22 protein-coding genes are annotated in these 21533 nt (G+C 69.7%); 10 read left to right on the top strand and 12 right to left on the bottom strand.

Annotation, left to right across the window (positions count from 1 at the left end):
- Window position 1: 1 nt before the first annotated feature.
- The 3 genes from ACHMXA_RS04210 to ACHMXA_RS04200 all read left to right on the top strand — a co-directional run bounded on the left by ACHMXA_RS04210 (window position 2) and on the right by ACHMXA_RS04200 (window position 3095).
- Window positions 2-358, top strand: a complete 357-nt coding sequence (locus ACHMXA_RS04210; protein WP_395318728.1) for a cupin domain-containing protein — start codon at window positions 2-4, stop codon at window positions 356-358.
- Between the two features lie 66 nt (window positions 359-424).
- A complete protein-coding gene (locus tag ACHMXA_RS04205) occupies window positions 425-1414 on the top strand; it encodes a Bug family tripartite tricarboxylate transporter substrate binding protein (protein WP_395318726.1) in 990 nt (329 codons plus the stop codon).
- Window position 1415: 1 nt separating this feature from the next.
- Window positions 1416-3095 (top strand): amidohydrolase, encoded by a 1680-nt coding sequence (locus ACHMXA_RS04200; protein ID WP_395318724.1) that lies wholly within the window; start codon window positions 1416-1418, stop codon window positions 3093-3095.
- A gap of 6 nt (window positions 3096-3101) precedes the next feature.
- On the opposite strand, the gene ACHMXA_RS04195 is transcribed toward ACHMXA_RS04200, so the two are convergent.
- From ACHMXA_RS04195 to ACHMXA_RS04185, 3 genes are all read right to left on the bottom strand, one after another.
- Window positions 3102-3677, bottom strand: a complete 576-nt coding sequence (locus tag ACHMXA_RS04195; protein WP_395318722.1) for a uracil-DNA glycosylase family protein — start codon at window positions 3675-3677, stop codon at window positions 3102-3104.
- Window positions 3678-3696: 19 nt separating this feature from the next.
- Window positions 3697-4524 carry an oxaloacetate decarboxylase gene (locus tag ACHMXA_RS04190; RefSeq protein ID WP_395318720.1) on the bottom strand — a complete coding sequence of 276 codons (828 nt, stop codon included), beginning with the start codon at window positions 4522-4524 and terminating at the stop codon, window positions 3697-3699.
- A 61-nt stretch (window positions 4525-4585) separates the two neighbouring features.
- Window positions 4586-5503 carry a LysR substrate-binding domain-containing protein gene (locus ACHMXA_RS04185; RefSeq protein ID WP_145759407.1) on the bottom strand — a complete coding sequence of 306 codons (918 nt, stop codon included), beginning with the start codon at window positions 5501-5503 and terminating at the stop codon, window positions 4586-4588.
- A gap of 138 nt (window positions 5504-5641) precedes the next feature.
- Between ACHMXA_RS04185 and ACHMXA_RS04180 the strand changes: the two genes are divergently transcribed.
- Together ACHMXA_RS04180 and ACHMXA_RS04175 are read left to right on the top strand one after the other, a co-directional pair.
- A complete protein-coding gene (locus ACHMXA_RS04180; protein WP_395318717.1) occupies window positions 5642-6514 on the top strand; it encodes a fumarylacetoacetate hydrolase family protein in 873 nt (290 codons plus the stop codon).
- 42 nt (window positions 6515-6556) lie between these two features.
- Window positions 6557-7171 (top strand): VOC family protein, encoded by a 615-nt coding sequence (locus tag ACHMXA_RS04175; protein WP_395318715.1) that lies wholly within the window; start codon window positions 6557-6559, stop codon window positions 7169-7171.
- 12 nt (window positions 7172-7183) lie between these two features.
- Here ACHMXA_RS04175 and ACHMXA_RS04170 read toward each other — a convergent pair whose 3' ends face one another.
- From ACHMXA_RS04170 to ACHMXA_RS04160, 3 genes are read right to left on the bottom strand one after another with little or no spacing between them, the layout of a single operon-like run.
- Window positions 7184-8569 (bottom strand): L-serine ammonia-lyase, encoded by a 1386-nt coding sequence (locus ACHMXA_RS04170; protein WP_395321217.1) that lies wholly within the window; start codon window positions 8567-8569, stop codon window positions 7184-7186.
- Window positions 8566-9756 (bottom strand): M20 aminoacylase family protein, encoded by a 1191-nt coding sequence (locus ACHMXA_RS04165; protein ID WP_395318713.1) that lies wholly within the window; start codon window positions 9754-9756, stop codon window positions 8566-8568. Before ACHMXA_RS04165 ends, ACHMXA_RS04170 begins: the two co-directional genes overlap by 4 nt.
- A gap of 29 nt (window positions 9757-9785) precedes the next feature.
- Entirely contained in the window at window positions 9786-11132 is a 1347-nt protein-coding gene (locus ACHMXA_RS04160) for a DUF3100 domain-containing protein (protein ID WP_395318711.1), read from the bottom strand.
- 131 nt (window positions 11133-11263) lie between these two features.
- Here ACHMXA_RS04160 and ACHMXA_RS04155 point away from each other — a divergent pair, with 131 nt between their 5' ends.
- Together ACHMXA_RS04155 and ACHMXA_RS04150 are read left to right on the top strand one after the other, a co-directional pair.
- On the top strand, window positions 11264-12193 hold the full coding sequence (locus ACHMXA_RS04155; RefSeq protein ID WP_395318709.1) for a LysR family transcriptional regulator: 930 nt from the start codon (window positions 11264-11266) through the stop codon (window positions 12191-12193).
- Window positions 12194-12248: 55 nt separating this feature from the next.
- The gene (locus ACHMXA_RS04150; protein ID WP_395318707.1) at window positions 12249-12710 is read left to right on the top strand and encodes a CopD family protein; all 462 of its coding nucleotides are present in this window, start codon (window positions 12249-12251) and stop codon (window positions 12708-12710) included.
- A gap of 42 nt (window positions 12711-12752) precedes the next feature.
- On the opposite strand, the gene ACHMXA_RS04145 is transcribed toward ACHMXA_RS04150, so the two are convergent.
- The 4 genes from ACHMXA_RS04145 to ACHMXA_RS04130 form a co-directional block, all read right to left on the bottom strand.
- Window positions 12753-13166, bottom strand: coding sequence for an organic hydroperoxide resistance protein (locus ACHMXA_RS04145; protein ID WP_395318705.1), 414 nt, complete (start codon window positions 13164-13166; stop codon window positions 12753-12755).
- Window positions 13167-13389: 223 nt separating this feature from the next.
- The gene (locus ACHMXA_RS04140) at window positions 13390-13824 is read right to left on the bottom strand and encodes a VOC family protein (protein WP_395318703.1); all 435 of its coding nucleotides are present in this window, start codon (window positions 13822-13824) and stop codon (window positions 13390-13392) included.
- Between the two features lie 15 nt (window positions 13825-13839).
- On the bottom strand, window positions 13840-15078 hold the full coding sequence (locus tag ACHMXA_RS04135; RefSeq protein WP_395318701.1) for a CaiB/BaiF CoA transferase family protein: 1239 nt from the start codon (window positions 15076-15078) through the stop codon (window positions 13840-13842).
- A 7-nt stretch (window positions 15079-15085) separates the two neighbouring features.
- The gene (locus ACHMXA_RS04130) at window positions 15086-16285 is read right to left on the bottom strand and encodes an acyl-CoA dehydrogenase (protein WP_093195687.1); all 1200 of its coding nucleotides are present in this window, start codon (window positions 16283-16285) and stop codon (window positions 15086-15088) included.
- 186 nt (window positions 16286-16471) lie between these two features.
- On the opposite strand from ACHMXA_RS04130, the gene ACHMXA_RS04125 reads away from it, so the two are divergent.
- Window positions 16472-17413, top strand: coding sequence for a LysR substrate-binding domain-containing protein (locus ACHMXA_RS04125; RefSeq protein WP_395318698.1), 942 nt, complete (start codon window positions 16472-16474; stop codon window positions 17411-17413).
- On the opposite strand, the gene ACHMXA_RS04120 is transcribed toward ACHMXA_RS04125, so the two are convergent.
- Together ACHMXA_RS04120 and ACHMXA_RS04115 are read right to left on the bottom strand one after the other, a co-directional pair.
- The gene (locus ACHMXA_RS04120) at window positions 17337-18155 is read right to left on the bottom strand and encodes a zeta toxin family protein (protein WP_395318696.1); all 819 of its coding nucleotides are present in this window, start codon (window positions 18153-18155) and stop codon (window positions 17337-17339) included. The two genes, ACHMXA_RS04125 and ACHMXA_RS04120, sit on opposite strands and share 77 nt — an antisense overlap.
- Window positions 18152-18499 carry a hypothetical protein gene (locus tag ACHMXA_RS04115; RefSeq protein ID WP_218088223.1) on the bottom strand — a complete coding sequence of 116 codons (348 nt, stop codon included), beginning with the start codon at window positions 18497-18499 and terminating at the stop codon, window positions 18152-18154. Before ACHMXA_RS04115 ends, ACHMXA_RS04120 begins: the two co-directional genes overlap by 4 nt.
- 129 nt (window positions 18500-18628) lie before the next feature.
- Here ACHMXA_RS04115 and ACHMXA_RS04110 point away from each other — a divergent pair, with 129 nt between their 5' ends.
- Together ACHMXA_RS04110 and ACHMXA_RS04105 are read left to right on the top strand one after the other, a co-directional pair.
- Entirely contained in the window at window positions 18629-19345 is a 717-nt protein-coding gene (locus ACHMXA_RS04110; protein WP_395318694.1) for a 2OG-Fe(II) oxygenase, read from the top strand.
- 228 nt (window positions 19346-19573) lie between these two features.
- Window positions 19574-21529, top strand: coding sequence for an adenylate/guanylate cyclase domain-containing protein (locus ACHMXA_RS04105; RefSeq protein ID WP_395318692.1), 1956 nt, complete (start codon window positions 19574-19576; stop codon window positions 21527-21529).
- Window positions 21530-21533: the final 4 nt, after the last annotated feature.

Here is a 21533-nt window from a genome sequence, read left to right as displayed (position 1 = left end):
CATGCACGTCACCCGCTTCGCCGAGGCGCCGCACTACGAGGCGCCCAACCATTTCGACATGCGCTGCCTGCGCCTTCAGGGCAAGGAGGCCGGCCCTTCCACCCAGATGTGGATGGGCATGAGCCAGATCCTGCCCGGCGGGCGCACCGGCCTCGACGGCTCGCCGATGGAAAAGCTCTACCTCGTGCTCGAAGGGCAGCTGCACGTGGTCGGCGAGATCGACGGCACTCGCCAGGAGGAAGTGCTCGGCCCCTACGACAGCTGCCGCTTCGCGCCCGGCGAGAAGCGCCAGCTGGAGAACCGCGGCAATCGCCCGGTGCTGGTGGCATTGGTGATGCCCAACGCACCGCCGGCGTAGCAGCTCCTTCCCTCTCTTTCCCGGTCATTCATCGCTCAACCAAATAGATCAACGGAGACAAGACGCATGAAGAAGACTTTCAACTGGAGCCGGCGGCAGACGCTTGCTGCGGCGGCCGCCATCGCGGCCTGCGCGCTCACCGGCGCCCACGCGCAGGGGCCGTGGCCCGGCACGCAGGCGGTGCGGCTGGTCGTGCCCTTCACCGCCGGCAGCGGCACCGACATCGTCGCGCGCCTGGTGGCCGAGAAGCTCGGGCCCGCGCTGGGCACCAGCGTGATCGTGGACAACAAGCCCGGTGCGGGGGGCACGCTGGGCGCCGCCATCGTGGCCAAGTCGCCGGCCGACGGCTACACGCTGCTGGTGCACTCGGCCGGCCACCTGGTGAACCCGTGGATCTACAAGGGCCTGTCGTACGACACCATCAAGGACTTCACCGGCATCACGCCGATGGCCAGCCTGCCGAACGTGCTGGTGACCGCGCCCTCGCACTTCGCCGACGTGAAGGACCTCGTGGCCAAGGCGAAGGCCAAGCCCGGCGGCTTCAACTACGGCTCCGCCGGCAACGGCTCGGCCACGCACATGAACGCCGAGGTGTTCCGCCTCGCGGCCGGCGTCGATGCGCAGCACGTGCCCTTCCGCGGCACGCCCGAGGCCATGACCGAGGTGATGGCCGGACGCGTCGACTGGTTCTTCGCGCCCATGGTGTCGGCCCTGCCGCTGATCCAGACCGGCAGGCTGCAGGCGCTGGCCGTGGGCACCGGCAAGCGCTCGTCGGCGCTGCCCAGCGCGCCCACCACGGTGGAAGCCGGCGTGCCGGGCTCGGAGTACCTGTTCTGGGTCGGCCTGTTCGCGCCGGCGAAGACGCCGCAGCCGGTGGTCGACCGGCTGCAGGCCGAGGTCGCGAAGATCATGGCGTCGCCCGAGCTGAAGGAGCGGCTGGAGAAGCTGGGCGCGGAGCCGTTCACGATGCCTTCGGCGCAGTTCAACAAGTTCATCGTCGAGGAGACGGCGAAGGCCCAGCAGGTGGTCAAGGCTGCCAGCATCAAGGTGGACTGACATGGCACGCACTCTCTTCACGGCGGCGACCATCGCCGCCAGCCTGCTGTTGCCTGTCACCTCGCAGGCACAGCCCGCAGACCTCGTCGTCACCAACGCGAAGATCGCCACGCTCGGCACCGCCGGCACCATGGCGCAGGCGATCGCTGTGCGCGATGGCCGCATCGTGGCCGTAGGCAGCGCGGCGCAGATGGGCGCGTTCACGAGCCCCGCGACGCGCACGGTCGATGCGGGTGGGCGCACGCTGATCCCGGGCCTGATCGACTCCCACATGCACGCGGTGCGCGCAGCGCTGAGCTACTCCACCGAAGTGAACTGGATCGGCGCCGGCACCATCGCCGAGGCGATGGCGCGCATCCGCACCGCCGCCGCGAACGCGCGCCCGGGCGGCTGGCTGATCGTGGCCGGCGGCTGGACCGAGCAGCAGTTCGCCGAGCGCCGCCGCCCCACGCTGGCCGAACTGCAGGAGGCCGCGCCGAACAACCCGGTGTACGTGCAGCTCTTCTACGAAGCAGTGGTGATGACGCCCAAGGCGCTGGAGGCGCTGGGCGTCGCACCGGGCACGCTGCCCGCCGGCATGAAGCCCGTGCCCGACGGCGCGCCCGGCTGGATGAGCGGCGACATCGTCGGCATCTCGGCGCTCTTCGACAAGCTGCCCAAGCCCACCTACGACGACAACGTCGCCGGCACGCGCGCCTTCTTCACCGAGCTCAACCGCCTGGGCATCACCGGCCTGGTGGACCCGGGCGGCTTCAGCATCGCGCCTTCGCAGTACGCCGCGCTCTTCCAACTGTGGCGCGAGAAGGCGCTGACGCTGCGCGTGGCCTACAGCGTGTTCGCGCAGAAACCCGGCGCGGAGCTGCAGGAGTTCCGCGATCTCACGCAGATGCTGCCGATGGGCTTCGGCGACGACATGCTCAAGTTCAACGGCCTGGGCGAACGCGTGACGCTCGCCATGTACAACAACAACTTCCCCGACGAGGCCGCGAAAGCGAAGTTCTACGAGCTCGTGAAATGGGCTGCACAACGCAAGATGGCCGTCACCATCCACTGGCAGGAGAACGGCTCGGTCGACCATCTGCTGGGGCTGTACGAGAAGCTGAACGCCGAGGTGCCGATCAAGGACCTGCGCTGGTCCATCGCCCACCTCGACGACGCCTCGAGCGAGACGCTCGCGCGCATGAAGGCGCTGGGCATCGGCTGGACCATGCAGGACGCGATGTACTTCCAGGGCGACCGCGCCCTCGCCGTGCGCGGCGACGCGGCGCGGCGCATGCCGCCCATCGGCACCGCGCTGCGCGCCGGCGTGAACATCGGCGCCGGCACCGACGCGCACCGCGTGGCCTCGTACAACCCCTTCGTCGCCCTGCAGTGGATGCTCGACGGCAAGACGGTGAGCGGCAAGGCCATGCGCGGCGCCGACGAGACGCCCACGCGCGAGCAGGCGCTGCGCCTGTACACGCAGGGCAGCGCGTGGTTCAGCTTCGACGAAGGCAGGCGCGGCACGCTCGAAGTGGGCAAGCTCGCCGACTTCGCCGTGCTCGACCAGGACTTCTTCAGCGTGCCGCTGGAGCGCATCGGCAAGACCACCTCGCTGATGACGGTGGTGGGCGGGCGCGTGGTGTACGCGGCGCGGCCCTTCGCCGCGGCGGCAGGCGCTTCGGGCGCCTCGGCGCCCTGAAGCTTCTCAGACCGCCAGTACGCGCCGCACGCGCTCGCGCAGCACCGGCAGCACGTCGCTCTCGAACCACGGGTGGTGCTTGAGCCAGCTCGTGTTGCGCGGCGATGGATGCGGCAGCGGAACGAAGCGCGGCGCGTAGTCGGCGAAGGCCTGCACGGTCTCGGTGACGCCCGCGTGCGCCTTCCTGCCGAGGAAGTGGCGCTGCGCGTACTGGCCGATGAGCAGCGTCAGCTCGACCTGCTTCATCTGCGCGAACAGCTTCTCGTGCCACAGCTGCGCGCATTCCCTGCGCGGCGGCAGGTCGCCACTCTTGCCGCGGCCGGGGTAGCAGTAGCCCATCGGCACGATCGCCACGCGCGCCGCGTCGTAGAACACCTCGCGCTCGATGCCGAGCCAGCGGCGCAGCTGGTCGCCGCTGCGGTCGTTCCACGGCACGCCCGTCTGGTGCACCGTGAGGCTGGGCGCCTGTCCGACGATCAGCAGCCTGGCGCTCGCGCTGGCCTGCACCACCGGCCGGGGGCCCAGCGGCAGGTGCAGCGCGCACGCACGGCAGGCGCGCACCTCGGCGAGCAGCGCGTCCATGGCATCGGCGCGAAAGATCTCAATCGGCAAAGGGCTTGAAGAAGGCGTTGAGCTCGGCACCCGGCGCGGCATCGGCGAAGCCATCGAAGCGCCCTTCTGCCAGCGTGCGCGCGGCACGGAGGAAGCCGCCCCACGCCGCGCGGGCCAGCCCACCGCCCACGCTGACGCGGCGCACGCCGAGTTCGGCGATGTCCTTCATCGTGAGTTCGCTTGGCGCGCCCACCAGCAGGTTGACCGGCTTGCCTCCCGCGGCGGCGACCACGGCCGCGATCTGCTCGCGCGTCTTGATGCCCGGCGCGTAGAGGCAGTCGGCGCCGGCGTTGGCGTAGGCCTTGAGCCGCGCGATGGCGTCGTCGAGATCGGGGCGGCCGGCGAAGAAGTTCTCGGCGCGGCCGACCAGCAGCACGTCGGCGCCCGATGCGTCGATGGCCTTGCGCGCGGCGCGCAGGCGCTCCACCGCCACGTCGACCGGAAAGAGCGGATCGGCGGCGTTGCCCGTCGAATCCTCGATGGACAGGCCCGCCACGCCCATCTCGATGGCGAGGCTCACGCTCTCGGCCACGCCCTTCGTGTCGGCGGCAAAGCCGTTCTCGAAGTCGGCGTTCACCGGCAGGTCGGTGGCCTCCACGAGTTCGCGCAGGTGCGCAAGGATGTGCTCGCGCGACATCGCGCCGTCCGCATGCCCCTGCGACCACGCGAAGCCCGAGCTGGTGGTGGCCAGCGCCTTGAAGCCCAGGCCTTCGAGGAAGCGCGCGCTGCCCGTGTCCCAGGGGTTCGGAATGACGAAGCAGCCTTGTTGATGGAGGGCGCGGAAGTCGGCGCGTTTCTGGGCGATGGTGCGGGTCATGGCGTGGGTCGGCTTTCTTTCTTGTTGAGTGGATGAGAAAACAGGACGTCAGGAAGGGCGGTCAGGATACGCCGGCCTTCGCGTCCGCAGCACCCGGCGGGTTTTGCAGCAGGTGGTCGATGAAGGCGCGCACCGCCGGCAGCATGCCGCGGCGCGATGCGAAGGCGGCCTGGATCTCGCTGGCCGCGCAGGCCCATTCGCCGCACAGGCGCACCAGGCGGCCGTCGGCAAGGGCGTCGCGGCACATGATCTCGGGCAGCAGCGCGAGCCCCATGCCCTGCTCGGCCAGGTGCCTCAGCGCGAACATGTCGTCGGTCACGACGTGCGGCGTGAAGGCGAAATCGTGCGACTCGCTGCCGCGCTCCAGAGCCCAGCGGTAGCGCTCGTTGTCCGCGGGCAGCGACAGCACCGGCCATGCGGCCAGGTCGCCGAGCGAGCGCGGCATGCCCAGCCGCTCCACCAGCGCGGGGCTCGCAAGCAGCACGTCGACGGTGCTGCCCAGCGGGCGCGCAACCAGGCTCGAATCCTCGAAGGGCGGGCGGCGCACGCGCAGCACCACGTCGATGTTCTCCTGCAGCGGATCGACGCGGCGGTTGCTCACCTCCAGCTGCAGCCGCACGCCGGGAAAGGCGCGCATGAAGGACGGGATCAGCGGCGTGAGCCAGAACTGCGCGAGCGTGAACGGGCAGCTCACGCGCAACAGGCCCTGCGGCTGCGCGGTGGCCTGGCGCGCCACGTCGAAGGCCTCTTCGCCCGCCGCCACAGTCGCCTGGCAGCGCTCGTAGAACTGCCGGCCCACGCTGGTGAGCAGCAGCCGCCGCGAACTGCGCTGCAGCAGGCGCACGCCGATGCGCTCCTCCAGCTGCGAAACGCGCCGGCTCAGGCGCGACTTCGGGATGCCCAGGTGCCGGCTTGCGGCGCTGAAGCCCTGCTGCTCCACCACGTGGGCGAAGAGGGCGAGGTCGTTGAAGTCTTCCATGTCGTCTCTTCTGTTCTTTCTCGTTCTGCTGGCGGAACGATGCGTTCTTTTCCGGCCGATTGTTCGGCTTTCGTTCCATCAGCATCATCGATCGCTCTCCACCGGTCAACCGGCAACTTCACTCACACGCACGCAGCCATGAAACTCGCCAGCTTCCACCATCGCGACCGGCTTCGCTTCGGCGTGGTCCGAAACGAGGATGCGATCGCGGACCTGAGCGGGCAGCCCGGCGCGCCGGCGGGGCTGCTCGAACTGATCGAACGTGGCGACGAGGGCATGGCCTGGCTGCAGGCGGTGCTGGCCGATGCACCGCGCGTGGCCCTGTCCGACGTGCGGCTGGCGGCGCCGATTCCCGCGCCGCGCAAGTTCCTCGGCCTCGGCGGCAACTACGCCTCGCACCTCGAGGAAGCGGCGAAGCTCGGCCTGGTGCGGCCGCCGGGGCAGGTGTGGTTCAACAAGCAGGTGTCGTGCGTGGCCGGCCCCTTCGATGCGGTGCACAAGCCCCGCGTGTCCGACCAGTTCGACTACGAGGGCGAGCTGGGCGTGGTGATCGGCAAGCGCTGCCGCCACGTGCGCGCAGAGGACGCGATGGCGATGGTGGCGGGCTACGTGGTGGTCAACGACATGAGCGTGCGCGACTGGCAGATGCGCGCGCCGACGCACACGCTGGGCAAGTCCTTCGACACGCACGGCCCCTTCGGCCCCTGGCTGGTGACGCGCGACGAGATCGCCGATCCGCATGCGCTGCGGCTGCGCACCTGGGTCAACGGCGAGCTGCGCCAGGACGGCAACACGGCGCAGATGATCCACCGCATCGAGGCGATGCTGGTCGAGCTGAGCACCGCCTTCACGCTGGAGCCCGGCGATGTGCTGAGCACCGGCAGCCCCGCCGGCGTCGGCGGCCTCATGGACCCGCCGCGCTACCTGGTGCCGGGCGACGTGGTGCGGGTGGAGATCGAGGGCATCGGCCACATCGAGAACCGCGTGGTGGCCGAGCCCGACACCGTCTGAGCGCACGCCCTTCGCCCCTTCGAAGAAGAAAAGGAGACACCCATGAACGACGAACTCGCCCTGTCCGCGCGCCGCCCCCTGCCCGACTTCGCGCACACCGCGCTGCGCCCGGTCAAGCTCGCGCACGTCGTGCTGCGCGTGGGCGATCTCGCGCGCTCGCGCGACTGGTACATCGAAGTGCTGCAGGCGCGCGTGGCCTTCGAGAACGAGATGCTGTGCTTCCTGAGCTACGACGACGAGCACCACCGCATCGGCCTGGTCGCACCGCCCGGCCTGAAGCACGAGGCCGACGCGAGCACGGGACTGGAGCACATCGCCTTCACCTACGGCTCGCTCGGCGAGCTGCTGGCCAACCACCGGCGGCTGGCGGCGCGCGGCATCCGGCCCTATTGGTGCATCAACCACGGGCCGACGATCTCGATGTATTACCGCGACCCCGACGGCCACCGGCTGGAGCTGCAGCACGACGTGTTCGAGACGGCCGCGGAAGTCGACGCCTTCTTCGCGGGCGGCGCCTATGCCGAGAACTTCATGGGCGTGGTGTTCGACCCCGACGCGCTGGCCACGCGCTACGAGGCGGGCGAGCCGCTGGCCTCGCTCACCGAGCGGCCCCGGCTGCCGCAGGGCAAGGGGCCATGGGACATGTTCGTACCCTGAGGCCGGCGCGGTTCAGCACTCGACCACGTTCACCGCGAGGCCGCCGAGCGATGTTTCCTTGTCGGTGGCCTTCATGTCCTCGCCCGTCTGCTTCATGGTGCGGATCACTGCGTCGAGCGACACGTAGTGGCTGCCGTCGCCGCGCAGCGCCATGCGCGCCGCGTTGATGGCCTTCACCGCGCCCATCGCGTTGCGCTCCACGCACGGTATCTGCACCATGCCGCCGACCGGGTCGCAGGTGAGGCCGAGGTTGTGCTCCATGCCGATCTCGGCCGCGTTCTCGACCTGCGCCGGCGTGGCGCCGAGCACCGCTGCGAGCGCGCCGGCCGCCATCGAGCAGGCCACGCCCACTTCGCCCTGGCAGCCGACCTCGGCGCCCGAGATCGAGGCATTGGTCTTGTAGAGCATGCCGATGGCCGCGGCAGTGAGCAGGAAGTCGACGATGCCCTCGTCGCTCGCCTGCGGCACGAAGCGCTGGTAGTAGTGCATCACGGCGGGCACCACGCCGGCCGCGCCGTTGGTGGGCGCGGTGACCACGCGGCCGCCGGCGGCGTTCTCCTCGTTCACCGCCATCGCGAAGGCGTTGACCCAGTCCATCGCCGCGAGCGGATCGGCCGCGCCGGCCTGCGCGAGCAGCTCGCGGTGCAGCTCCGGCGCGCGGCGGCGCATGCGCAGCGGGCCGGGCAGCGATTGCGCGGCCAGCGGGTTGTCGATGCCGAAGCCGCGCTGCACGCACTGCTGCATCACCTGCCAGACGCGCAGCAGCCCGGCGCGCACTTCGGCTTCGGGACGCCACGTGCATTCGTTGCGCATGACGAGCGTTGCCACGGAGAGGCCGTTCTCGCGGCACTGCGCCATGAGCTCGTCGCCGGTGGTGAAGGGATGCGGCACGGCCGACGCCGCAGCCACCGTCTGTGCCATGGCCTGCCCGCCCTCGACGACGAAGCCGCCGCCGACCGAGAAGTACGTGCCCTCGGCCAGCGTGGCGCCGTCGGCCGCGAAGGCGGTGAAACGCATCGCGTTGGGATGCTCGGCCAGCGATTCCTCGCCCTTGAAGGCGATGTCGCGCACGCGGTCGAAGCCGATGGGCGTGGTGCCCAGCAGGTTCAGCCTGCCCGTGCGGCGCAACTCCTCCAGCCGGGGCTGCACGGTCTCGGGCCGCACGGTGTCGGGCGCGTCGCCGAAGAGGCCGAGGATCACGCCCTGGTCGGTCGCATGGCCGTGGCCGGTGGCGCCGAGCGAGCCGAACAGGTCGACGTGCAGCCGCGCCACCTGCGCGAGCAGGCCGCGTCGCTCGAGCGATTGCGCGAACATCAGCGCGGCGCGCATCGGCCCCACGGTGTGCGAGCTGGACGGGCCGATGCCGATCTTGAAGATGTCGAAGGCGGAGAGCATCAGCGCATCATGCTCTCATCTCTCGATGCAGGAAGCTGCTGTTTCACCAGCGCCACCCAGTAGGCGGCGCCCAGCGGCAGGATGTTGTCGTTGAAGTCGTAGTACGGGTTGTGCACGTTCGGGTCGTTCGGGCCCTCGCCCGCGCCGATGCCGATGTAGGCGCCGGGGCGCTTCTGCAGCATGAAGGCGAAGTCTTCCGAGCCCATGGCGGGCGGGATGTCGGTGTGCACCTGAGCAAGCTCCACCAGGCTGGCGGCCGCGGCAATGGCGGCGTCGGTCTCGGCGGGCGTGTTGACCACGCCGGGGTAGCCGCGACGATAGTCCAGCGCCACCTTCGCGCCATGCGTGGCGGCCACGCCGTCGCAGATCTGCTGCATGGCGGCCTGGGTCTTGTCCTGGATGCCGGCATCCAGCGTGCGCACGGTGCCGCGCAGCACCACGGTCTCGGGGATCACGTTCCAGGTGTCGCCGCCGTGGATCTGGGTGACGCTCACCACGGCCGAGTCGGTCGCACCGGTGCGGCGGCTCACGATGGTCTGAAGTGCGTTGACGAGCTGGGCCGAGACCACCACCGAGTCGATGCCGGTCTCGGGCATGGCGCCGTGGCTGCCCTTGCCGGTGACGACGATCTCGAAGGTGTCGAGGAAGGCCGTCATCGTGCCCTTGCGGATCGCGAAGTGGCCGCGCGGCAGGCCGGGGAAGTTGTGCATGCCGTAGACCGCGTCGGCCGGGAACTGATCGAACAGGCCCTCGTCGACCATCACGCGGCCGCCGCCTTCGTTCTCCTCGGCGGGCTGGAACACGAAGTGCACCGTGCCCTTGAAGGGCTTGTGGCGCGAGAGATGCTCGGCCGCGCCCAGCAGCATGGCCGTGTGGCCGTCGTGGCCGCAGGCGTGCATCTTGCCGGCGCATTTGGAAGCGTGCGGCTGCGTGCCCAGCTCCTGCATGTTGAGCGCGTCGAGGTCGGCGCGCAGCGCGATGCTCGGGCCCTCGCCGTTCTTCAGGGTGCCGACCACGCCGGTGCCGGCCAGGCCGCGATGCACCGGCAGGCCCATCAGCATCAGCGCGTTGGCGACGACGTTGGCGGTGCGGTGCTCCTCGAAGGCGGTCTCGGGGTTGGCGTGGATGTCGCGGCGCCAGGCCAGCATGCGGGCGCGGGTGTCTTCGGCGATTTCGGGGTCGCGGTACATGGCTTTTGGGGTTCTCTCGTGGGAGGGGTTCAGTGGAAGAATTCGGCAATCACGGTGGCGCCGAGGAAAGTGCCTGCGGTAGCGGTAAGAGACACCACCACGATGCGCCAGCCCAGCTGGCGGAACACCGGCATGTCCTTCGCGACCGAGAAGCCGGCCAGCGCGAGCACAGGGGTGGTGAAGGCCAGGAAGTTGAGCTTGGCGGTGATCGCGATCAGCGCGTCGGAGAACGGGAACAGCCCCGGAATGCCGGCCACCGTGGCCACCACCGACAGCACCAGCACCATCGGCAGGCGCGGCACCAGGCGCTTGATGCCCTCGACGATCAGCGCGATCAACGCCACCGCCGCCAGGCCTTCGAGCGACACCAGCACCGGCACCTTGTAGGTCAGCGAGTTGCCGATGAGCACGCCGCCGCTGACCACCGCCCAGGCGATGAGCGTGTCGCGCAGCGGCAGCGCCCCGCCGTGGCCGACGCTGACCTGCGACACGGCGCCCGTGCCGGCGTCCTGCGCGCCGCGCTTCGAGAAGCGGCCCAGAACCGGCTCCAGCTTGCCGTAGAGCCACGAGCACAGCGGCAGCGACAGGAACAGCGTGAAGTAGAAGCCCACCACAGTGGTCAGCAGGTTCGACGCGGCGGCGATGGCGGTGAGCTGCGGCAGCATCTCGGTCGGCTGCTGCGCCGCGATGGCACCCAGCGCCGCCGCCATCAGGCTGCCGGAGCCCACGCCGGCACCCATGGCCAGCGAGCGCGGGTCGAAGATGTGCAGGCTGGCGACGAAGCCCGCCAGCACCGCGATGAAGAGCGCGCCCAGCACGGTGCCGGTGATGTACTCGGCCAGCACGCCGCGGCCCTCTGGCGAGGCCATGCCGTACTTCTCGCCGATGATCACCAGGTTGCCCTCGCGGCCCACCGAGAAGGTGGCACCCACCGCCTCGCGCTTGATGCCCAGCAGCAGCGCCAGCGGCAGGCCCAGCGCCAGCGTGCCCAGCGCATGGCCGAACTCCTGGAACAGCAGCGCCCAGCCGGCCTGCTTTACCTGCGGCAGCGCGGCGCCGACCGTGAGGCCCAGCTTCACCACGAACAGCAGCAAGCCCGCGTTCAGCAGGCCGCCTGCGAAGGACTGCTCGGCCGTCGCCACGCGCACCGCGCCCGGCACGCGGCGATGCGCGATGCCCCAAGCGGCCGCGATCAGCAGCGCCCACAGCATCGGCAGCAGCGCCACCTTGCCCGGGCCGACGCTGAATTGCACCGGGCCGATGAGCTCGGCCACGGCCACGACGGCCAGGGTGACGAGCGCGAGCCGGAGTTTTCCGGAAGCCGACGAAGAGGCGCCGGGAGCGAGCGAAGTGGGGGTGGAAGCAGCGGATGTCATCGGTTGGGGCATCGTGTGGCGCAGCGGCGGCTGCGGGCTGCCGGGAAGTTTCGGATCGCCAGCCCCTTGCATCAATGGCCGCGAATCGGGATATTCGTTGCATTGAATGCAACACTCAGGGGACGAAGGCCATGGACGACAGGCTCGACACGCGCCGCGTGCGCTACTTCATGCAGGTGCTGGAGAGCGGCTCCGTGCGCGGTGCCGCCGAGGTGCTCGACATGGACCCCTCGGCCGTGAGCCGCGCCATCGGCATCCTGGAGCAGGAGTGCGGCCTGCCGCTGCTGGAGCGCCACGGTCGCGGCGTGGTGCCCACGGACGCGGGCCAGATGCTGGCCGGCTACGTGCGCCGCCAGAACAGCCAGAAGCAGCACCTGATGGCGCAGCTCGACAGCATCCGCAAGATCGAGCGCGGCCACATCGACATCGTGGCCGGCGAGGGCTACGTGGACTGGCTCATGCGCCACAGCCTGCGCGACTTCATGACCTCGCACCCGAAGATCACCATCGACCTCGACGTGGCCAGCACCGACGAGATCGTGCAGCGGGTGGTGGAGGAGCGCGCCCACGTCGGCCTGCTGTTCCAGCCGCCCAAGGACGAGCGGCTGACCTCGCACCAGTCGCACCCGCAGCCGATCCAGGCGATGGTGCTGCGCTCGCACCCGCTCGCGCAGCTCGACCGGCCGCTGACGCTCGCCGACCTGCAGCCCTACCCGGGCGCCACGCTGCATCGCAACTTCGGCGTGCGCCAGCACATCGAGGCCGCCGAGATCAGCGAGGGCGTGCGCCTGGCCTCGCTCCTGACCACCACTTCGTTCAGCGCGCTCGGGCACTTCGTGTCGGCGGGCCTTGGGTATGCGCTGGGCACGCGCATCTCGCTCACGCCCAACGCGAGCAACCCCGAGCTGGTGGAACTGCCGATGAAGAACCCGCTGCTGTCGCAGGGCCGCTCGCACATCGTGTCGCGCCACGGGCGCATGCTCTCGCCGGCCGCATCGGAGTTGCTGCGGCAGGTGGTGGCGGACATGCGGCGCTTCGCGGAAACCAAGCCTTCCGAATGACGATGAAGGGCTTCGTTGCGCGCGGGGGCCCTTCGGTGTTCTGATCGGGCCCAACATGCTCTACGTCACCGCCCTCTTCATCCACCTGCTGTGCGCCGCCTTCTGGGTCGGCGGCATGGCCACCATGCACTTCGCCGTGCGCCCCTCGGCCGTTGCCACGCTCGAACAGCCGCCGCAGCGCCTGCGCATGATGGCCGCGACGCTCAGGCGCTTCTTCGTGGGCGTGGACGCATCGGTCACGCTGCTCTTCGCGACCGGCGTGGCGATGATCCTTGCCGGCGGCGGCTTCCGCGGCCTGCACTGGCGCATCGAGGCCATGATGAGCATCGCGATCGTGATGGCCGCCATCTACACCTACATCCGCGCCTCGGTGTTCAGGGCGATGCGCCGCGCGGTGGATGAAAGCGCCTGGCCGGCGGCTGCCGCGCGGCTGAACACGGTGCGCAAGCTGGTCACGGTGAACCTGGCGCTGGGCGTCTTGGTGTTCGGCGTGGCGACCATCGGGCGCGCGGGCTGAACGAGCCCGCGTCTTTGATCCGGCTGACGGCCGCCGCGCCTGTCAGAGCAGGTTCAACTCCACTTCGATGTTGCCGCGCGTGAGCTTCGAATAAGGGCAGGTCTGGTGTGCGGTATCGACCACGGCGCGCGCGGTCTCGCGGTCGAGGCCGGGCAGGCTCACGTTCAGGCGTGCCTGCAGGAAGTACTGGCCCTCTTCGAGCACGAGGTCGACTTCGGCGTCCACCGACAGGTCGGCCGGCAGCCTGACCTTCAGCGCGCCAGCGGCCTTGCCCATCGCGCCGATGAAGCAGGCCGACCAGCCGGCCGCGAACAGCTGCTCGGGGTTGGTGCCGGTGCCGTTGCCGCCGGGAGGCGAGAGCTGGATGTCGAGGTGGCCGTCGCTGCTGCGCGATGCGCCGAGGCGGCCGCCGGTGGTGTGGGTCTTGCCGGTGTAGAGGACTTGCTTGTCGGTCATGGTGGTTCCTTTGATGGACGGTGGTTCGGAATGAGGCCCGGTTGTCGGGGGCCGCATCGCTTCGTGCGATGTGCGTCGGAAGCGATGCAGGAATTACATCGGCGGGCTGTATCCGCGATGTGTCGAACCACCTGCCGATTTGCATGCGCGTGTGTTCGCTGCGTTGCGCAGACACAGTGGCGTACAAATTGGCGGGAAAAGAAGAAGGAAAAGAAAGGAACTCTCAGGCCGCCGCAGGGCCCTTGAGCTCGACGCTGTTGCCGTCAGGGTCGGCGATGTAGATCGAGGGGCCGTTGCCCTCGGCGCCGAAGTTGTTCTGCACCTCGCCCTGCACCGCCACGCCGTGCTGCGCCATCAATGCACGGATGGCCGCCTCGTCGAAGGGCTCGATGCGCAGGCAGAGGTGGTCGGCGTTGCGGCCTTCCGTGCCCGCGAGCGCCCCGCCCTGCCTGCCCAGCGGGCCGTCGGGCGTGACGAGGTCGATCAGGCTCGCGCCGGCGCGCAGGTGTACGAGCCCCAGGTCGTCGCGGCGTTTCTCGACGGTGCAGCCCAGCACGCCGCAGTAGAAGGCGATGGCGCGTTCGGCGTTCTTAACGCGCAGCACGACGTGGTCGATGCGCAGCACCGAGAACGGTGGCTGGCGCATCGGGTTCGCCATGCGGGCCTCGTCAGTTCAGACGACGCCGGCCGAACGCAGGGCCTCGAAGCGGGCCGCATCGATGCCCATTTCCGCCAGCACCTCCTGCGTGTGCTGGCCCAGCGCCGGCGGCGCATGGCGCAGCACGGGCGGCGTGGCCGAGAGGCGCAGCGGGCTCGCCACGCCGGTGATGCTGGCGATGCCGTCGCCCGCGTCGCGCGGCAGCGTGACCGCCAGGCCCCGCGCCTTGACCTGCGCATCGTCGAAGGCCTGCGCGATGTCGTTGATCGGGCCGCAGGGCACGGCCTTGTCTTCGAGCAGCGTGACCCACGCGGCCGTGGTGCGGGTGCGCGTGAGCTCTTCCATCATCGGAATGAGCACGCCGCGGTGCTTCACGCGCAGCGTGTTGGTGGCGAAGCGCGCGTCGGTCGCCCACTCGGGGTAGCCGCCGGCCTCGCAGAAGCGCGCGAACTGCCCGTTGTTGCCGATGGCCAGCAGCATCGCGCCGTCCTTCGTCGGGAAGTCCTGGTAGGGCGCGAGGCTGGGGTGCGTGTTGCCCTGGCGCCCGGGCGCCTTGCCGGTGTTGAGAAAGGCGCTCGCCTGGTTGGCGAGGATGGCCATGCCCACGTCGAGCAGCGCCATGTCGATGTGCTGGCCCTCGCCGGTGCGATCGCGCACCTGCAGCGCCGCGAGGATGGCAGTGCTCGCGTAGACGCCGGTGAACAGGTCGGTCAGCGCCACGCCCACGCGCAGCGGGCCGCCGCCGGGCACGTCGTCGGGGCGGCCGGTGATGCTCATCATGCCGGTCATGGCCTGGATCATCAGGTCGTAGCCCGCGCGCTCGGCATACGGGCCGTCGTGGCCGAAGCCGGTCACGCTGCAGTAGATGAGGCGCGGGTTGGCCGCGCGCAGGCTCTCGTGGTCGAGGCCGTACTGCTTCAGGCCGCCGGTCTTGAAGTTCTCCACCACGATGTCGGCCTGCGCCGCCATCTGCCTGAGCAGCGCCTGCCCGTCGGGCGTGGCCATGTCGACCGTGACCGAGCGCTTGTTGCGGTTGCAGGCGGTGAAGTAGCTGGCCTGGTCGGTGTCGTTGCCGTCCGCGTCCTTGATGAAGGGCGGGCCCCAGGTGCGCGTGTCGTCGCCGACGCCGGGGCGCTCGATCTTGACGACGTCGGCGCCCAGGTCCGCGAGGATCTGCGTGCACCACGGGCCCGCGAGCACGCGGGAGAGGTCCAGAACCTTGATGCCGTCGAGTGCTGCGGGCTTGGCGGTCATGCGCGGATCAGTTCGAGAACGCCGCAATGCCCGTGATGGCACGGCCCAGGATCAGCGCGTGGATGTCGTGCGTGCCTTCGTAGGTGTTGACCACTTCGAGGTTCACCAGGTGGCGGGCCACGCCGAACTCGTCGCTGATGCCGTTGCCGCCCATCATGTCGCGCGCCATGCGGGCGATGTCGAGCGACTTGCCGCAGTTGTTGCGCTTCATGATCGAGGTGATCTCCACCGCGGCGATGCCTTCGTCCTTCATGCGGCCCAGGCGCAGGCTGCCCTGCAGGCCCAGCGTGATCTCGGTCTGCATGTCGGCCAGCTTCTTCTGGATGAGCTGGTTGGCGGCCAGCGGGCGGCCGAACTGCTTGCGGTCGAGCGTGTACTGGCGGGCCCGGTGCCAGCAGTCTTCGGCGGCGCCGAGCGCGCCCCACGAGATGCCGTAGCGGGCGCTGTTGAGGCAGGTGAAGGGGCCCTTGAGGCCTTGCACTTCGGGGAAGGCGTTCTCCTCGGGGCAGAACACGCCGTCCATCACGATCTCGCCGGTGATGCTGGCGCGCAGGCCGACCTTGCCGTGGATGGCAGGAGCGCTCAGGCCCTTCATGCCCTTCTCGAGCACGAAGCCGCGAATGGGGCCGACGGCGCCGCTCTCGCTGACTTCCTTGGCCCACACCACGAACACGTCGGCGATGGGCGAGTTGCTGATCCACATCTTGGAGCCGGTGAGCGAGTAGCCGCCGGGCACCTTCTTGGCGCGCGTGGCCATGCTGCCGGGGTCGGAGCCGTGGTCGGGCTCGGTCAGGCCGAAGCAGCCGATCCATTCGCCGGTGGCGAGCTTGGGCAGGAACTTCTGCTTCTGGCCTTCGGAGCCGAATTCGAAGATCGGCACCATCACCAGCGAGCTCTGCACGCTGGCCATCGAGCGGTAGCCCGAGTCGACGCGCTCGACTTCGCGGGCGATCAGGCCATAGGCCACGTAGTTGAGGCCGGGGCCGCCGTACTGCTCGGGGATGGTCGGGCCCAGCAGGCCGAGGGCGCCCATCTCGCGAAAGATGGCGGGGTCGGTCTCGCCGGTGCGGAAGCCTTCGAGCACGCGGGGAGCCAGGCGCTCCTGGCAGTAGGCATTGGCCGCGTCGCGGATCATGCGTTCTTCATCGGTCAGCTGCTGGTCGAGAAGAAGGGGGTCGTCCCAGTGGAATTGCGCTTTGGCGGCCATGTGGCTGTCTCCGGAAAAGGGGGAGGAAAAGGAAAAGAGGGGAATCAGGCGATGCTAGCTACGCGCCGGCCATGACGCAAACGAGGATTCCGCACCCAGATATGCGTTCGTAGAATGTCTTGCAAGATGTTCGGGCGGCTCCTCCATTGACGAGCCGTCGGATCCATACATACAGCCGAGGCATACATGCGCCGCAAGATCCCGCCCCTGCAGACCCTGGTGTGCTTCGACGCCGCTGCGCGCCACGAGAGCTACACGCGCGCCGCGCAGGAACTCGCCCTCACGCAGAGCGCGGTGTCGCGCCAGATCGGCACGCTCGAAGGCTTCCTGGGCGTTGCGCTGTTCCGCCGCACGCGGCACGGCGTGGCGCTCACGGCCAGCGGCGCGGCCTATGCGCGGCAGATCAGCAAACGGCTCGAAGCCATGGAGCGCGACACGCTCGACGCCATGGCGCACCAGGGCGAAGGCGGTTCGCTCTCGCTGGCGGCCGTGCCCACCTTCGCCACCCGCTGGCTGATGCCGCGCCTGAAGGGCTTTGCGGCGCTGCAGCCCGACGTGGTGGTGCACATCGAGACGCGCACCCGCCCCTTTCTCTTCGCCGACGCGGAGTTCGACGCCGCCTTGTACGCCGGCACGCCCGCGCAGGTCGAGAACTGGGCCGGCACGCGCGCGCTGCTGCTGATGCACGAGGACGTGGTGCCGGTGTGCAGCCCGTCGCTGCTTCCGCGCGGCAAGGCCGTGACGCCCGCCGCCATCGCGAAGATGCCGCTGCTGCAGCAGAGCACCCGGCCCGATGGCTGGCGCCAGTGGTTCGACGCGCAGCAGATCGACGCGCCCAGCGCGCGCGGCGGCCCGCGCTACGAGCTCTTCTCCATCCTGGCCGCGGCAGCCTCGCACGGCCTCGGCGTGGCGCTGATGCCGACGATGCTGGTGGCCGACGAACTCGCGCGCGGCGAGCTGGTGGTGGCCTGCGCGCGGCCGCTTTCGGGCGAGCGCAACTACTACCTCGTGACGCCCGAGCGGGCCGACCAGCGGCCGCTGTTGAAGTTCTTCAGCGACTGGCTGCTGGAGCAGGCGCGGCAGCCGGGGGCGACGCCTTCTTCGGCGGCGAAACGCGCTGCGGCCTGAACGGCCCCCCGACCTTCTCCAGCCACGGGTCGCACACGGCACGCAGCTCCGGGTCGACGTCGAACTGCGGATCGCGCGCATCGAACAGCACCGACTTCTTCGCCTGCGCGCGCACCAGCGAGAAGGCGTCTTTTTCCGAGCGGCTGTTGTCGAACATCAGCGTCATGTTGGCGATCTGCGCGGCGTGGCCGACCGCCGCCTGCGTGCGGGGAAAGCGCTCGATGAGCTTCCTGCGATCCACGTCGTGGCCGCCCTGCTGCCTGCGCGTGCTCACGCGGAAGACCGACATGTCCACCGACACCAGCCCCACGAAGAGCAGTACGACGAAGTAGCCCGCCTCCTGCATCGCGCGGATGTCGTCGGCCTTCGACTCGTGGCCGCCGCCGGGCAGCGGCTTCCAGTGGGAGAACACGGTCTCGAATGCGAAGGGCATGCGCTGGTCCATCACCAGGCTCTTGAAGGCGCGCACGCCCTTTTGCGAAAGGATCTGCCAGCGCTCGTCGTCGTCGCGCAGGCGCTGGGCCCACGGTGGGATGTGGCCGGTGGAAGGGTCGGCGTCGGGCAGGATGGACATCATCATCCGGTCGGCGTTGACCAGCGGCAGGCGCAGCGAGGGCGCCAGGCGCGAATACCAGAGCGTCGATTTGCCGGAGCCGTTATGGCCCGCCAGCACGAAGGCCACCGGACGCGGGCCCTGGGTCTGCTCCAGCAGCTTCTCGAGCTTCGGCGGCCGGCTGCTCACGCCTTGCTCGCGCGGAACCTGCCGTCGACCATGCGGCCGATCACCTTGGTGCCGTCGGCCGCCTCGCGCACGATCTTGCTCGGGTCGGGCGGATAGGCCGAGTAGGCGTACACCTTGGCCGCGTTGGGCCCGCGAAAGACCACCGACCTGTCGATGCCCGGCTTGCCCAGCGCGCGGGCAGCTTTCTTCATGAGAACGGTGGTGTTGTCCTCCGGCCGCACCTGCGGACGCGGCGCCTTGCCGACCTTGACCAGCGCCATGCCGCGCCCCAGCACGGCCACCGGGCGGCCCTGCACCAACTGCCCGGGGGCGCTGTCGCGCGCAGCGGTTTTTTGTCTTGCCATGGGCGGATGATCGCTCAAAACCCCCGCCTGCCTGCGCTTCGCCCTGCAAAGCCCGCGATGTCGAACGGTGCGGAAAGCGGCGTCCGGAAACGGCGAGCCACAAGACGAGGAACAGGCAACACTGCAGGCATGACAGCAACCCCTGCCTCTTTGGTCGAAGCGCTCGACTGGCCCCGCATCGAAGCCGACATCGCCGCGCGCGGCTGCGCCGCCACCGGCACCGCGCTCTTCACCCCGACCGAATGCGCGGCGCTCGTGGCCATGTACGACCGGCCCCGCCATTTCCGCAGCCGCGTGGTGATGCAGCGCCACGGCTTCGGCCAGGGCGAGTACCAGTACTTCGCCTATCCGCTGCCGCCGAAGCTGGCGGCCTGGCGCAGCGCGCTCTACGAGCGCCTCGCACCGCTGGCCAATGCATGGGCGAGTGCGATGGGCCAGCCGGCCGACTATCCGGCGCAGCACGACGCGTACCTCGCGCGCTGCCATGCGGCGGGCCAGGAGCGCCCCACTCCGCTGCTGCTGCGCTACGGCGAGGACGACTACAACTGCCTGCACCAGGACCTGTACGGCGACCTGCAGTTCCCGCTGCAGCTCACGGTGCTGCTGAGCGAGCCGGGCCGCGACTTCACCGGCGGCGAGTTCGTGCTGACCGAGCAGCGCCCGCGCATGCAGTCGCGCGCGGAGGTGGTGTCGCTCACGCAGGGCGAGGCGGTGATCTTCGCGGTCAACCAGAGGCCCGTGGCCGGCACACGCGGCAGCTACCGCGTGACGATGCGCCATGGCGTAAGCCGCGTGCGATCGGGGCGCAGGCATACGCTGGGCATCATCTTCCACGACGCAGGCTGACGCGCCGCCCTCCTGCAGTTTCCCCGGCAGTTCTCCGGCACCGGTCTATACAGGGCCGTGGCATCGTGGGACTGGGCAGTACCGCACGGCAGGCCGAAGTGGAGCGAAAATCACGGCCGCTTCCGCGCAGCCACGGACTCCGGCACCACGATCGGGGCCGTGGGCCTGGCGGAAGCCGGCCCGCGGCCTGGGTGCAGCGGGCGCGTCGAGTGGTCGCCAGGGAGCTGTATGAACAAGAACTCGTCCGGGAATCCGGAAGCGGCGGGAAAGCCGTCGATCGAATCCGCCAGGGGCGCGTCGCCGTCTGCGGCCGCGCTCGTCACCCCCACGGGGCGCTCGCGGCGCTTCAGGGTCGACGTGGGCACCATCGTGAGCGCGGTGGCGCTGGCGCAGTCGCTGCTGCTGGTGTCGCTGGGCTACTGGGGCTCGCAGAGGCTGGTCTCGCGCATCGGCGTGTCGGCGCACAAGTCCAACCACGACCGCACCGAAGACAAGGTGCTGGCCTTCCTGCACAAGGCGGAGTCGGTCATCAATGCGGTCGGCACCGCCCCCAACCTGCAGCCGGCGGGTGAGCAGTCGGAACGAACGGCGGAGCTGCTCTGGACGCTGCTGCAGCAGTCGCCCGAGCTCGACAGCATCTACGTGAGCAACGAGAAGGGCCGGATGCTGATGGCCCTGCGCTACCCCGTGCCGGCCATGCGCCACATCGAGCTCGGCGACGGCTTCACCACCGAGACCTGGCAATACAAGCTGCCGCTGGACGCCGAGGCCGACGCCCAGCAGCGCTACGCCACGCAGCACATCGCATCCCTGCGCACCGACTACAACCCGACGCAGCGCGGCTGGTTCCTCCAAGCCCGCAAGGCGGGCGGGCCGGTCTGGACGCAGCCCTACGTATTCGCCGCCGCGCAGGAGCTCGGCGTGACCTACGCGCTGCCGAGCCAGCGCCGCTATCCGGACAACAGCCCGCAGGCGCTGGTGGTCGCGGGCGACGTGTCGCTCGGGCGGCTCTCGGAGTTCGTGCGCCAGTTCAGCAGCGACGGCTACGGCGACAGCGCGCTGCTGAGCGCCGACTTCAACGTGCTCGCGCGCAGCGACCTGCCCGGCGTGCTGCACAAGCTGGAGCCGCCCAGCGGCGTGCTCGGCGCGCTGCATGCGCACATGGTGACGGCCGGCACCGCGGGGGGCGGCAGCGACACCGCGTTCTCATTCAGCTACGAAGGCCGCCGCTACCTCGTGCAGACATCGCGCATTCCCAGCACCGGCTGGCAGCTCGTGAGCTGGGTGCCCGAGGACATGCTGCTCGGTGACCTGCATCGCGCGGTGCTGTGGGGCCTGGGGCTCGCGGTGACCTTCCTCGCGGTCGCGCTGTTCATGTCGCTGAAGCTGTCGAAGCTGGTGACCGCGCCGGTGGAGAACCTCTCGCACATCGCGCGGCGCATCGGCCTGCTGGAGCTCGACAACCTGCCGCGCGAACCCAGCCGCGTGCTGGAGATCCAGCATCTCGACCAGGCCCTGGACGACTCGGCGCGCAGCCTCAAGGCCTTCAGCAAGTTCGTGCCGGTGGACATCATCAACCAGCTGATCGACGAAGGCCACGCCCTCGGCCCTTCGGGCTCGCCGCGGCGCGTGACGGTGATGTTCACCGACGTGGAGGGCTTCACCTCGATCTCGGAATCGCTGGACCCCGACGTGCTGGTGGGCATGCTCACCGAATACTTCAATCTCGCGACCGGCGTGTTCGCGCGGCACGGTGGCGTGGTCGACAAGTTCATCGGCGACGGCATCATGGTGCTGTGGGGCGCGCCCTCGGACCTGAAGGACGCGGAGTACAAGGCCTGCCTGGCCGCGCTGGAGCTGCACGTGGAGATGGATGAACTCAACCGCAAGTGGGTCGAGCAGGGCCTGCCCGAGTTCTGCACCCGCGTGGGCATCCACACGGGCACGGTGATCGCGGGGGTGCTGGGCTCGAACGACCGGCTGTCCTACACCGCCTTCGGCGATGCGATCAACGTGGCAAGCCGCATCGAAGGCATCAACAAGCAGCTGGGCACCCTGGCGCTGATGTCAGAAACCACCTTCGCGGGCCTCGGCGGCCGGCTGCATACGCGGCGCATCGAGGAGCAGGTGGAACTGCGCGGCCGGCAGACGCGCATGGTGCTCTACGAACTGGTGATGTCGTGACCGG

Source organism: Variovorax sp. UC74_104 (assembly GCF_044055375.1).
Lineage (GTDB): Bacteria > Pseudomonadota > Gammaproteobacteria > Burkholderiales > Burkholderiaceae_C > Variovorax.
Note: the sequence above shows the minus strand (reverse complement) of the source record. Positions and strands in the feature narration are given on the sequence as shown.